General features: G+C 56.9%; 11 protein-coding genes. 6 read left to right on the top strand and 5 right to left on the bottom strand.

What is annotated here, in order from left to right:
* Positions 1 to 811: 811 nt before the first annotated feature.
* The 3 genes from V8L70_RS21745 to V8L70_RS21735 form a co-directional block, all read right to left on the bottom strand.
* A complete protein-coding gene (locus V8L70_RS21745; RefSeq protein ID WP_101146504.1) occupies positions 812 to 1,027 on the bottom strand; it encodes a hypothetical protein in 216 nt (71 codons plus the stop codon).
* 388 nt (positions 1,028 to 1,415) lie between these two features.
* The gene (locus V8L70_RS21740) at positions 1,416 to 2,780 is read right to left on the bottom strand and encodes a M20/M25/M40 family metallo-hydrolase (RefSeq protein WP_336270579.1); all 1,365 of its coding nucleotides are present in this window, start codon (positions 2,778 to 2,780) and stop codon (positions 1,416 to 1,418) included.
* 106 nt (positions 2,781 to 2,886) lie between these two features.
* The gene (locus V8L70_RS21735) at positions 2,887 to 3,771 is read right to left on the bottom strand and encodes a LysR family transcriptional regulator (protein ID WP_336270578.1); all 885 of its coding nucleotides are present in this window, start codon (positions 3,769 to 3,771) and stop codon (positions 2,887 to 2,889) included.
* Positions 3,772 to 3,954: 183 nt separating this feature from the next.
* Here V8L70_RS21735 and V8L70_RS21730 point away from each other — a divergent pair, with 183 nt between their 5' ends.
* The 6 genes from V8L70_RS21730 (at position 3,955) to V8L70_RS21705 (ending at position 11,490) form a co-directional block, all read left to right on the top strand.
* A complete protein-coding gene (locus tag V8L70_RS21730) occupies positions 3,955 to 4,920 on the top strand; it encodes a TAXI family TRAP transporter solute-binding subunit (RefSeq protein ID WP_336270577.1) in 966 nt (321 codons plus the stop codon).
* Positions 4,921 to 4,941: 21 nt separating this feature from the next.
* A complete protein-coding gene (locus tag V8L70_RS21725; protein ID WP_336270576.1) occupies positions 4,942 to 6,852 on the top strand; it encodes a TRAP transporter permease in 1,911 nt (636 codons plus the stop codon).
* On the top strand, positions 6,849 to 8,255 hold the full coding sequence (locus tag V8L70_RS21720; RefSeq protein ID WP_336270575.1) for an acyclic terpene utilization AtuA family protein: 1,407 nt from the start codon (positions 6,849 to 6,851) through the stop codon (positions 8,253 to 8,255). The genes V8L70_RS21725 and V8L70_RS21720 overlap by 4 nt, the downstream gene beginning before the upstream one ends.
* Complete coding sequence (locus tag V8L70_RS21715) at positions 8,242 to 8,595, top strand: AtuA-related protein (protein WP_336270574.1); 354 nt, start codon at positions 8,242 to 8,244, stop codon at positions 8,593 to 8,595. The genes V8L70_RS21720 and V8L70_RS21715 overlap by 14 nt, the downstream gene beginning before the upstream one ends.
* 139 nt (positions 8,596 to 8,734) lie before the next feature.
* On the top strand, positions 8,735 to 9,958 hold the full coding sequence (locus V8L70_RS21710; protein WP_336270573.1) for a YbfB/YjiJ family MFS transporter: 1,224 nt from the start codon (positions 8,735 to 8,737) through the stop codon (positions 9,956 to 9,958).
* A gap of 68 nt (positions 9,959 to 10,026) precedes the next feature.
* A complete protein-coding gene (locus V8L70_RS21705) occupies positions 10,027 to 11,490 on the top strand; it encodes a sodium-dependent transporter (RefSeq protein WP_336270572.1) in 1,464 nt (487 codons plus the stop codon).
* Here V8L70_RS21705 and V8L70_RS21700 read toward each other — a convergent pair.
* A complete protein-coding gene (locus V8L70_RS21700) occupies positions 11,452 to 12,810 on the bottom strand; it encodes a Y-family DNA polymerase (protein WP_336270571.1) in 1,359 nt (452 codons plus the stop codon). The genes V8L70_RS21705 and V8L70_RS21700 overlap by 39 nt on opposite strands.
* Positions 12,807 to 13,250, bottom strand: coding sequence for a LexA family protein (locus V8L70_RS21695; protein WP_336270580.1), 444 nt, complete (start codon positions 13,248 to 13,250; stop codon positions 12,807 to 12,809). Before V8L70_RS21695 ends, V8L70_RS21700 begins: the two co-directional genes overlap by 4 nt.
* Between the last annotated feature and the right edge of the window lie 154 nt (positions 13,251 to 13,404).

Raw genomic sequence — 13,404 nt, 5'->3', positions numbered from 1 at the left:
TTCTTCAGGACGGCTGCTTTACGCTCTGCAGAATAACGTGGCACAAGGGCTCCATGCCGCTCCCTCTGGATTAGATTTAGGCGATATCGCCAACCGGACAACTAGGCTGACAGAGGGGGGGTTATGGAAGACCCAATAAAGCTCAGCCATAAATGGTTGAGCTTTATTTTTTATTAAAGTTAATAAAATTAAGTCAAGCGTTTGTTTTTTCTTATGACTGGCTAGGTTGGTAAAATTAATTATTTTACAATAATTATAAATAGATTGTTAGATGTGATGGTTTATGGATAATCATAAGCTGCTGATAATAATGTTTTTTTTGACAGTTGGCTGGTGGCGAAACAAGGCCGGTGTCGCTTGAATCATTAATCAAAAATACCTTAAAATTAGAAAATTATATTATGTTTATTTGACATAATGATGACAAGATAAGCATATTCTCAAAGTGCGTGATTCTCGACAAAAATACCTAGCCTAGTGTAAGAATTATTTTCTCATTAAATAACCTAGGTTAGTTAAGGTCGTCGATAAAAGGTGCATCCTAATCATCAAGCATAAGGAAGTGCTGACAAGGAAGACAGTGCCAGGATGGCTTAATATCTCACGGAAGCGCAAACAGGATGTTTGTGAGGAAGAAAGAAGCGGTAACAAAACCCTAGCCAGGGAATGGCTGGGGCTTTTTTTATGCTTAAATAAATGACGTATTAGTTACATTCTTATGAATTTTCTCATTTATCGTAAATAGCATGCTAAGGAAAAGGGCAGATGTGTTAGCCATCTACCCCTTCTTTTTTATTAACCAGCCTACTCATTAACACGCATGGTGATAATAGAGCGTGCTTAGTTCATTCAAGGGCACTTCAACTGCTGTTTGGCAGTTAAGGCAGCGCACCGTCGCCGTGTTTTTCCCTGTGCCTTCTAAACGAAAGCGATTAAAAAATGGTGACTTGGCTGTCTCTGAATTGCCGCAATGACGACAGATAACATCTAATTCATTGACTTTATTGCTAATTATAATGTCGCGCACGCTGACCTCCTACCATTAGGGTTGATGATGGTTCAGGCGTGGTAACCTCCCTGTTGCTCTGTATCGTTACCGACACGTTTTAATTATAAGTGTCAATTCATATCTTCGCCATGTGAAACGTATTGCAATCGTGCATTAAATCGACGCAACAAGGCTTTTTTAATATTAAAGCAATATTTTTTTGATTTAATAACCTGGGATAGATAAACACAGCGCTATCACGTCCATTGTGAGCACACACCACAAGGAAGTGGAAACAGGGAAGGCAACGCCAGGACGGCTAAACGCTCTCAGGGAAGCACAAACAGGATGTTTGTGAAGAAAATCAGGGAAGGTTTGATAAAGCCCCGGCCAAGGAATGGCTGGGGCTTCTTTTTATACGCGTGTTTTATTTTTTCGCTTTTTTCTTGGTTTTATTACTGGCGGCAGGGGCGTTGGTGCTGCTTGCCTTGCTTCCTGCTTTGCTTTCGGCCTTGCTCTCTTTGCCGCCACTCTTTTTGCCTTCATCACCGTCGCTATCCGGCTTGTCGCTGCCCTGGTGGGGAAGCGGGCTGGCTTGGTCAAGGCGTGGGTGGTTATCCAGGAACTCACGCTCTAAATCAGGCAGGGCATCCATGGCTTGCAGGGTATGGGTGAGGGCGTGAATAGCCGCCAGCACATCCTGGGTATGGCCGGTTTCCGAGATCGTGTGCATGTTGCGGATAGGGAAGCCGATCGAGGTGGCGGCACTATCGATAGATGCCAACACACCCGCCATACCATCGGTACCGGTGTCCACGCCCACGATATCGCGCTGCAGCGGAATATCCTGCGCTTTCGCGGCTGTCGCGATAATCCGGTTGAGCTGTTCGCTGGCAATCGAACCCACCGCCATGGTGAAGCCCTTGCCCATTTCCAGCGGCTGCATGCGCTTGTCGCCGATGCCTGGCGCGCCCACGTAGTCGTGGTTAACGTCCACGCCAATCAGCGCATCCGGCTTCATTTCACCAGCCATCACGCGGCTGCCGAAGCGGCCAATTTCCTCATAGCTGGCAATCGCAAACAGCACGCGTACATTTTTCGTACCGCCTGCTTCAGCGATCAAGCGCGCCACTTCGGCGGCCACAAAGCAGCCCAGCCCGTTATCCAGGTAAGCGCCATAGAACGTATTAGGGCTAAAGCCGGGGCGGATAGGGCGGTCAAAGATAATCGAATCACCCGGGCGCACGCCCAGGTTCAACACCTGCTGTTTCTTGTTGTCGCCGTGAATCTGTAGATCCAGATAGATCTGCTCTTTCTTGATCCCTTTGCTGCCATCACGCTGGCCGGGGTCAGAAAAGTGAATGGCACCCAGTGCTTCTACCGTGCCGCCTTCAATGCAGCGATAGCTGCCAGGGGCATCCGGGTCTTCGCTGAATAGCTTCACTTCATGGCCGATCAGTACGGTAGGCAGGAAGGAATCGGTGTTGATCCAGATCTTGCCGTCTTCGCCAATCGAGCGCACCTGCATACGGATTTTATCCGCATGGCCGATCAGCATGACCTTGAACATATCGTCACGGCCGGGGTGGGTGTCCAGCACAACACCGGCGTTGCCCTTGAACTGGTGCAGGTGCCAGCCTTTAGGTGCAAAGCTTTCAAAATGCGGCTTGAGCACCCCGTAGGTCATTGCGGCTTCAAGGCCCACAGGGCTAGGCGCAGCAAGAATATCGCGCATCAACTTGAACTGCGCGTCGGGCATGGGTTGTGTCCAGGGTTTTGCTGTATCGCTCATCGTATCGCTCACTTAGTAAGGTGGATGTTCGTCGTCTCTAGTCTGCCAGATTCCCACCCCAGGTGTAGAGAAAGCCGTACCGAAAACGCTTATTCATGAAAAGACCTTATGCGTGATCACGAATCAGTTGGCACAGAGCGCTGGCGGCGGCGGAAGGGGGGTGGCGTCGGCTCAATATCATGCCCAGCTCGCGACGGATAGTCGGTTCGACCAGCGGGCGGTGTTCGATGCCATCGGTGGCAATCTGGCGAAAGCTGAGCGAGGGCAGCACGCTAACCCCCAAACCCGCCGCCACCATGCGGCCAACTGTGGCGATCTGGCGCGCATCGCACAAAATATCCAGCCGCTCCCCCACACTCTGCATGATGCGGTCAATATCCTGGCGTGAACTGGAAAGCCGATTGATACCAATAAACGGATAGGCAGCCAGCTGGCTCCACGCCACAGCCGGTTGTGCCAGCAGTGGGTGCCCGCAAGGGCAAACCGCCACGTAGCTATCTTCGAGCACGGGGTCAAACGTGAGGTCATCTGCGTCACCGGGAGGTACGGAAAGTCCCAGGTCGGCACGGCCTTCGCGCACCATCTGGTTAATCTGTTCGGCCAGCACATCATGCAGGCTGAGGTTGATACGGGGATACGCCTCGTGGAAAAGCCGGATGACCTGCGGGAACAAGCCCGCCGCCAGGGTGGGTAAGGCGGCGATCGTTACCTTGCCGCGCTGTTTGGAAAACTGGTCGTTAAGATCCTCAAAGGCTTCATTCCAGTCATTCAATAGCCGCACGGCAACTGGTAGGAAAGCGTCGCCTTCCGGGGTCAAGGCAAGCTGACGTGATGTGCGGGCAAATAGCGCACCGCCGACGTTCTCTTCCAGCTTACGTAGCGCAATTGAAATCGCCGGTTGGGAAAGATGGACGCGCTCGCTGGCCTCCGCAAGGCTGCGCGAGTGGGCAACGGCAACAAAAACGCGCAACTGCTGGATGCTTGGATTCATTTAGAAAGTAAAACATAAATTAAAAACTATTCAATATACAAAATGAAACCAGCGCACCATGCTTGGCTTATCGCGATTCGTGCGTCGCGGTCATGTTTTACAACAACCCGTTTTACAATAACCGTATTTACAACAACCCGTTCTACAATAACAAAGGCTCGTACAGCGAGCTTCGGAGAGACAATGAAAACGCTACTTACCGCCATGGTGGCAAGCGCCGTGGTGCTGGCTGCTGCCACTTCCCATGCCGATGAGCGCCTGCTGATTGGTTCTACCTCGAGCTCCTCCAGCCACTACAGCTATTTTGTCGCGGTCAATCAGATCATCAACAACCAGGTCGAAGGCGTCAGCTCTTCGGTGGCCGAAACCGGCGCTACCGTGGATAACCTGCGCCGTCTAGGGCGCGACCAGATCGATATGGGGTTGGTGACCACTAATACCGGTTATCACGCCTATGCCGGTGAGGAAGATTTTGAAGGCCGCCCGGTCGATAACCGCTTGCTATGGGTCTATACCGTCGCGCCGCAAAATGCCGTGATGCGTCAGGATGCTGACGTCGCGACCTTCGCCGACCTGGAGGGCGTGCGTTTCAACCCCGGTATCACCGGCTCAGCCACTGAGAAAACCACTGAAGCGGTAATGCGTACCCTCGGCATCGAGCCGGATTACGTGCGTGGTTCCACCACCGACATGGTGGATGCCATGAAGGATGGCCGGGTGATGGGCTCGGTGAAATCAGGGGTCGGCGAGCGTTTGGATGGCTCCTCTATGGATATCGCAACGTTCACTCCCATCAGCGTGCTCTCTCTTGATGACGCGCAGGCCGATACGCTGCGCAGCGAAATGCCCGATGTGGCGATTGTCGATGTGCCCGAAGGCGCTGCAGACGGTATCCCCGCTTATACCACCTGGGCGTTTGGGGTTGCCGTACATGCGCACCCGGATATGGATGAAGAGACCGCCTATCAAATCGTCAAAGCCGTGATGGAAAACCCCGAACCGCAGGTCAACGCCTTTGCCGCGATGAAAGATGCCGATATGGCGAAGATGACCCTGGAGGTTGGCACCGTGCCGCTGCATGCCGGTGCGGCGCGCTATTTCGAAGAGCAGGGGTACGACATCCCCGATGCCTTGCAGCCTGTCCAGTAAGGCCATTCGGAGAAGATGATCATGCGTGAGACAGTCACCAAAGGCTTGGCGCTGCTGCTGGGCGGTCTAATCCTTTATACCTCCGCCACTGGGCCGTTCGAGAGCTTGATTCAGCGGAGTATCTTTCTCGCGCTGGTCATCCTGCTGGGGCTTGCCGTCTATCCATTAGGGGAGGGCAAGCGCTGGCGCCCGCTGGGCATCGCTATCGATGTCATACTGGCAGTCGGTGTGGTATTCGCCTGCGGCTATGTGGCGCTTAACCACGAACAAATTCTGGTCGAACTCCCCTGGGCAACGCCCCGCGATATGCTGCTGACCGGCGTACTGCTGGTGGCGATTCTGGAGCTTTCGCGCCGCGCCATTGGGGCTATTTTCCCCCTGCTGGTGTTAGCGGGGTTAGCCTACGCGTGGTTCGGTGCCGCCATCCCCGGGCCGCTCGGCCATCGGGGTTTTGATCTCTACTACATGACCGAAACCATTTACCTGGGTGATCTTGGCGTGTGGGGCATGCTGGTCGGCGTTGCCGCCACGACCATTGCCGCTTTCGTGCTATTCGGCTGTTTGTTGCTGCACACTGGGGGCGGCAATACCTTCATGGATTTGGCGCTGCGTATTAGCGGCCGCTCGCCGGGCGGTGCGGCCAAAGTGGCCACGGTCGCGTCCGGGCTGTTTGGCATGGTCAGCGGTAGCGCGGTAGCCAATGTCGCCACCACCGGCAATTTCACCATTCCCATGATGAAGCGCTTGAACTACCCACGTCCGTTCGCGGCGGGGGTAGAAGCGGTCGCCTCCACCGGCGGTCAAATCGCACCGCCGATCCTGGGCGCGGCGGCCTTTATCATGGCGGAAATTCTTGGTGAAAGTTACCTGCGTATCGCCTTGGCGGCCTTGCTGCCCGCCATCCTTTTCTACCTGGGCGTATTTGTCACTATCCACTTGGTGGCCAAACGTCGTCAGCTACAGGTGGTGCCCGATGATGAGCTGCCCAGCTGGGCAGATGTGATACGCCCTGAGCGGATTATTCCTATTCTGGCTGCGTTGGGTGGGCTGTTTTATGGGGTGCTTAGCGGCCGTTCGATTCAGATGTCCGCTTTTTACGGCATCCTGATGACGGTACTCACCTTTGTGCCGTTTGCGCTGCTGTCCAAAATGCCCCTGCGCGAGATTCTCGGCAAACTGGTGGCAGGCTTGGTCGATGCAGGCAAAGGCATGGTGATTATCGGCGTGCTGTTGGCCGGGGCGCAGATTCTGGTGGCGATGATTGGCATGACCGGCATCGGCGTAACGCTGGCCAGCTTGATTGTCACGGTCGGTGGCGAATCGCTCTTCCTAGTAGCCTTTATCGTTGGCGGTGTGTGTCTGATTCTGGGCATGGGCATACCCACTACCGCGGCCTATGTGTTGGTGGCATCGGTGCTGGCGCCAGCGCTCACCACCATCGGTGTCGAGCCGCTGATTGCCCACTTGTTCGTTTTCTACTTTGCGACACTCTCAGTCATTACGCCGCCTGTCTGCATTGCGGTATTCGTGGCCTCAGGCATTGCCGATACCAACTGGCTGCCTGCCGCCGTCGAATCGGTGCGTTTGGCAGCGGCGATCTATGTCATTCCTTTCCTGCTGCTGATCTACCCAGCCCTGGCGGGGTTTGGGACTCCCCTGGAGATCGTCTTGGCCAGTTGTCAGGGGGTCGTGTTCGTGATGGCCTTCGCCGCGCTGATGTCTCGGGTAGCTATGACGGGTAAGCGCGTCATTGATGTGGTGGCGCTGATCGCGGTGATTGGGCTTGCGCTGACGCCAGGCTGGCTGACCACGCTGGCAGCGCTCGCCCTGATCATTGGGCTATTTATACGCCGCCGCTCGCTGCTGGATGACGAGCCGGTAGCTGCCGCCAGCGACCACCACTCCCTTCAGGCCAAGGAGACACATTTATGAGTTTTTTACTGGGCAGCGGGGCAGGCTTTTCCGGTGACCGTACCGATGCGGCCGTGGCGGTGGTGGCAGAGTTGATCAAGCGACAGCAACCCTCTGCACTGGTATTCGAAACCCTGGGTGAGCGGACATTGGCGGCCGCCCACCGGGCGATGCGTGAGGACCCCGAAAGCGGGTTTGAACCGCTGCTGGACGAGCTGCTGGCGCCAGTGCTTCGCGATTGCCTGGATCACGGCATTAAAATTCTAGGCAACTTCGGTGCAGCGAACCCTGGCGGCGCGTGTCAGGTCATTGCGGAGTTGGCCGCACAGCTTGGTCGTCCAGAGGTGCGGATTGCCCAGGTGCATGGCGATGATATCCGCCAGCAACTGCATGGCCTGGACTTGCAGCGCTGGGAAGCCGAACGGCTGGAGATGCCGGGCGATGACGCCTTGATTTCCGCCAATGTCTACCTGGGCGCCAAGGCACTGGCCGAAGCGTTAGCCATGCAAGCCGATGTCGTGGTCACCGGGCGTGTTGCCGACCCGGCACTGTTTTTAGCCCCGCTGATGCACCACTTCGATTGGCGTTGGGACGACTGGGACCGCCTCGCTTGCGGCATGATGGCCGGTCACCTGGCCGAGTGTGGCGCCCAGGTAAGCGGCGGCTATTTTGCCGACCCAGGCTTTAAAGACGTGCCTGGCCTTGCCACGGTGGGCTACCCGATTATCGAAGTAGAGCAGGATGGCAGCCTGATCATCACCAAGCCCGCCAATACCGGCGGCTGTGTTACCGAGCAAACGGTGAAAGAGCAACTGCTCTATGAAGTCCATGATCCAGCCAATTACCTGACCCCGGATGTCACGGTGGATCTTTCCCACGCCGAGGTACGCCAGCTTTCACCCAATCGCGTGGCGGTAACGGGGATTCGCGGCAAGCCCGCCCCCGAACGGCTAAAGACTACTGTGTGCTACGAAGGAGGGTGGCAGGGCGAAGCAGAAATTTCCTATGCCGGGCCCAATGCGCTAGCAAGAGCCCAGCTTGCAGCGCAAGTGCTGCGTGAGCGGTTGGTGTTCCGTGCTCCGGCTGAGCTGCGAACCCGGTTGGATATCATTGGCCTGGCCAGCGTATTCGATAGCGATAACGGCGAGCTTCAGCGTAGCGCATCGCCTTCCACCAGCGGGGATTACCGGCTGCGCCTGGCAGCGGAGCACAGCGAGCGGCGCTGGGTAGCCCGCGCCACCCAAGAGCTATTGGCGCTTTACTGTGCCGGGCCTGCCGGGGGCGGCGGGGTGCGACGTCAGTTTCAACGGCGGGTGTTTACCGCCTCATATCTGGTCAAGCGTAGCGACATTTATGCTCATGCCACGCTATTTGAGTCGCCGAGCCAGGAAGCCCACAGGAGCGAACGCTATGCTGCAAGCTGAACCCACACATGCGCCACTGCATACGCACGCCTCGATCTCTCTTCACCAACTGGCGCACGCCCGTGCGGGGGATAAAGGCGAACGCCTCAACGTGGCACTGTTTGCCTATGAGGCGGATCACTACGCCACCTTGCTGGAACAGGTCACCGAGGAGCGAGTGCTGGCGCTATTCTCCCATCGCGGCGCTAGCCGGGTGCGGCGCTACCCTCTACCTAACTTGGCAGGCATGAACTTCGTGATCGATGATGTGCTTCAAGGCGGCGTTAACGGGGCACTCAATCTGGATGGTCATGGCAAAACGCTATCGTTTTTGTTGTTAAGCCTGGAGGTCCACCTCTAGCCAGTTTTTTTAACCACGCACTCGACCTAGGTGGTCATGACGCGCTACTCAAAACGCCCTACTATGCATGAACTTGCATGCGAGCTAATCAATATAGTGTTCGCTAATATAATAAAAGTGGTGTTTAAGGAGCAGCCCGATGACCGCAGCAACGCTAGGTTCCCAGCGCTTTAGAGTGCTATTGGCGGGCGTATTCAGCCAGATATTGTGTGTGGGTATCGCCCGCTTTGCCTATACGCCGTTGCTGCCAGTCATGCAGCAGCAAACCTGGATGGGGGACGCCGATGGGGGCTGGCTGGCGGCGCTCAACTACGTGGGCTATATGCTGGGGGCGGTGTTGGCCGCCACTATCCGCAGTCTCTATATCAAAGACCTCCTATTCCGCTGTGGGTTAATCCTGGCCGTGCTTACTACCGCGGGCATGGCGCTCACCGAGCACTTCTGGGTATGGGCGGGGCTGCGTTTTCTGGCGGGACTTTCCAGCAGTGGCTCAATGTTGCTAGCGTCCGGGTTGATTCTTCACTGGCTGATGCAACACCGTCAGCGCGGGGAGCTGGGCATCCACTTTGCAGGTTTGGGCATTGGTATGGTGGTGGTCTCGGTCGCGGTTGAAATGATGCTACAACTGTCGTTTAGCTGGCAGACCCAGTGGTGGGGCTTTAGCCTGCTGGGGGCCGCGTTGTTGGTACCTGCCTGGTACTGGCTGCCGCGCCCGGAAAAGCAAGGGGGCGCGGCGCACACGGCGAACAGCCAACCCGCGATGCCGCCCACACGCACCTTTATGCGCTGGATGCTGGCTGCCTATTTTTGCGCCGGTTACGGCTACGTGATCAGCGCTACCTTTCTCGTCGCGATTGTCGAGCGTGAGCCGCTGCTGGCGGGAATGGGCAACTGGACCTTCGCCCTGGCCGGTTTAGCCGCGGCCCCGGCGGTGATGCTGTGGGATCTAGTCGCCCGCCGCGTCGGCTACCTGGGGGCGCTGATTATCGCCATGTGCATTCAGGTAGTGGGCATCGTACTGCCTGCGATTACCGCGAACGCGGCGGCGGTGTTGCTCAGCGCCGTGCTCTACGGCGGTACCTTCCTCGGCTGCGTCAGTCTGGTGCTAACCATGGCGGGGCGGCTTTATCCTTCAAGCCCCGCGCGGTTAATGGGGCAGATGACCCTGGCCTACGGCGTTGCCCAGATATGCGCCCCGGCCTTGACCGGCATGCTGGCCGAGGCCTCTGGCAATTACAGCCTAGGGCTTTGGTTGGCAGGCGGCTTCGTGGCCCTGGGCGCCGTGCTACTGGCCTGTTTGCGCCGGGTGGATCAAACCGCCCAGCGTTTGGATGCCGCCGCCAAGGCCGCGGTATACGCCTAGATGCTGTTGGGCATTGCCCGTGAAATCCTATAGGATGAGCGCCTTTTTCTGACAGGGTAACTGGGCAAATGACCTCTTCTGGGCAACCTCGCACCCAGTGGCTAGGCCGCTGGGGGTTTATGTTGGCAGCAACCGGCTCGGCGGTTGGGCTGGGCAATATCTGGAAATTCCCCTATATCACCGGGGAGTTTGGCGGCGGTGCCTTCGTGCTGGTGTACCTGGCCTGTATTTTTGCCGTGGGTGTGCCGGTCATGATGACCGAGATCGCCTTTGGACGGCGCGGCCAGGGCAGCCCGGTGGATGCCATTCGCCGCGTGGTCAATGAATCAGGCCGCTCGTCGGTGTGGTCGCTGATTGGCTGGATGGCCATGCTCTGCGGTTTTATGGTGCTGTCATTTTACGTCGTCGTGGCAGGCTGGTCGTTCTCGTATCTGTGGAAGATGCTGACCGGTGGCCTGTCCGGCAGCAGCGTTAACGATATGGCCGCTGTCTTTGGGGCCAACAACGCTAATCCGCTGAATCTCGGTTTCTGGAGTACCTTAGTGACGCTGCTCACCATGCTGATTGTGGGCAAGGGCGTACAGAAGGGGATCGAGAAGAGTGTCAGTTGGATGATGCCCGGCTTGGTAATCATGCTGGTGATCCTGATTGGCTTTGGCCTGTTTTCCGGTGGCTTTGGCGCGGCGGTTAACTTCCTGTTTTCGTTCAACGCGGGCAGCCTCTCCAGCGAAGGGCTGCTGGCAGCGCTGGGGCATGCCTTCTTTACCCTCTCACTGGCCTCCGGGGCGATTCTTACCTACGGTAGCTACCTGCCCAAGGGTGCTTCCATTGGCCGCACCACAGTCAGTGTGGCCGTGGCGGATACGGTAGTGGCGCTGATGGCGGGGCTAGCGATCTTTCCGGTGATCTTCGCCAACGGCATGGACCCCGGCGAAGGCCCAGGGCTTATTTTCATGAGCCTGCCCCTGGCCTTCCAGGCGATGCCGCTGGGCACGCTGTTTGGCATTTTGTTCTTCCTCATGCTCTCCATGGCCGCGTTGACCTCTGCCATTTCCATGGTGGAGGCTACGGTTTCCTGGCTGTGCGATAACAAAGGCATTTCGCGCCCGGCAGCTGCTTGGGGCACGGGTATTGTGCTGTGGTTGATCAGCACCCTGGCGATGCTGTCATTCAATCTGGGCGCGGATTGGACGCTGGCAGACAAAACCTTTTTCGACTGGCTGGATTACCTGACCTCGCGTTGGATGATGCCGTTGGGCGGCCTGGGCATGGTGCTGCTGGCGGGCTTTATATTGAAAAGCGACACCTTCCGCGATGAACTCGGCCTTGCGCCGCTGCCTTATGCACTATGGCTGGCCATGGTGCGCTACGTTAGCCCGCTCGGCATTGTGGTGATTTTTGTCGATGCGCTGGGTGTTTATCAGGTCTCTTTTGCAGCGCACTGGCCGTGGCTGCTGGCGATACTGGTGGTCATGGCGGCGCTTGGGGAAACCTTAAGCCCGCGGCTGCGTCACGCGCTTCGCGCTGGCTAGCGTTTGCTGCTTGCGCTGTTGCTCCTTCGCCTCGGCCGCTGCCACCGCGCCGGGGTGAGTGCCCACTTTCATCAGCTCATCCCAGCGCGTGGTAAAGCGGTTGGAACGGTGAGCACAGCGTAGCTGCCAGGCAGCTGGCGCATCGGTCATGCCAAAGCTGATGGTGCCTTGCCCCATACGCTGATTAATCTGATCGACCGTGGCCATCAAAAACGGATGGCGATCACGGGCCGGGGGATGCAGCAGCGAAAGCTGGTGCTCTTTGGCATCGACCAAATCGAGCAGCATCACACCGGCTTTCATGAACCGAAAGCGGGGGCGGTGAATCTGCTCAAGCCCCTGGCGTACGGCATCAAGAATCACACGCGTATCGTCGCTGGGCGAGGGTAGGGGGATCAGCGCTTGAGGAAAATATTGCGGCTGGTCGCGGCGGTGGCGGTTGGTGTTTAGAAACACCATCACCGCTCGGGCCATGCTGCCCTGTTCACGCAGTTTTTCAGCACTACGCTGGGCGTGACGGCGCAACGCGTTGTGCACTTCGGCAAACACGCCGGTCGGTTGGCCGAACGAGCGCGAGGTCATAATGCGCTGGCGCGGCTGGTCCAACGCATTCATTTCCAGGCAAGAGGTGCCGCGCAGCTCAAGCGCCGTGCGGGCCAGCACTACTGAAAAGCGTTTGCGCAGCCATTTTTCATCGCTTTCGCGCAAATCCCAGGCGGTGTTGATATCGCCAATCGCCAAACGCTCGGCAAGCCGACGCCCGACGCCCCACACACTGCCCACCGGGGTGCGCTTTAGCAGCGCCTCGGTGGTGTGATCCTGCCCGCTTAATAAGCAAACGCCTTCGTAGTGGGGGTCTTGCTTGGCAAGGTGATTAGCCAGTTTGGCAAGTGTATGGGTAGGGGCAAGCCCCACGCACACCGGCAATCCTAAATGACGACGAATACGCTGACGCAGTTTCCGCCCGAGTGCTTCACACTGCTCGGTGGTGAAACCTTCTAAATAGACGAACATTTCATCAATGGAGTAGGGCGCGATCTCTGGGCAGGCATCGCGGAGCAGTTGGGCCAGCCGCGCCGACATATCACCATAAAGCTCGTAGTTGGAAGAGAGCAGGTGAATCTCGCCACGCTGGCGCAGCCCTTCGAGTTTGAAGGCGGGCGTACCCATGGGAATATCCAGCGCCTTCAACTCGGCGGAACGCGCGATCACACAACCGTCATTGTTGGACATCACCCCAACGGGTTTACCGTCGAGCTTAGGCTGAAATACCCGCTCGCAGCTGACATAGAAGTTATTGGCGTCGACCAGACCAATCATCGCACGTACTCATGGATGACCGCGCGCACCACGCCCCATAGCTGACAGTCGCTGCCCTCAAGAGGCAAGGGCGGGTAGTGGGGATGGGTGGAACAGAGGTGGGGCGTTCCCTGGTAAAGCGCGTAGCGTTTAATCAACGCTTCGCCCTCCAGCATAGCGACCAGAATGTGGCCCAAGCGAGGCTCGATACCGCGGTCGACGATAAGCAGGTCACCCTCAAAAATCCCCCACCCCTCCATGCTGTTACCGGTAGCGGTGACATAAAACGTCTGGGTAGGGTTTTTAACCAACCGGGCATTGAGATCCAGCGTACACGGCTCGTAATCCTGCGCAGGCGAAGGAAAACCACTGAAACCAGCACGGCCCAAAAAGGTTAAATACGGCAGCGGCTGGGCGCTTAACGGCAAGGCGGGGGTAAAATGAGAAGACTGGCCCGGCATTGTCGGCATCCTGACTCTTAAAATGTTGTATGAATATGGCTATGTTGTCATCTTCTGTTGATGTGCTTTAAATATACTGTATAAAATACTGTATGTGTAGTCTTCGTGTGGAGGGCGCCATGAAGCAAGCAGACTTCAAAATCCTTGAGAGGAC

Source organism: Vreelandella arctica (assembly GCF_037070215.1).
Taxonomy (GTDB): Bacteria; Pseudomonadota; Gammaproteobacteria; order Pseudomonadales; family Halomonadaceae; genus Vreelandella; species Vreelandella arctica.
Note: the sequence above shows the minus strand (reverse complement) of the source record. Positions and strands in the feature narration are given on the sequence as shown.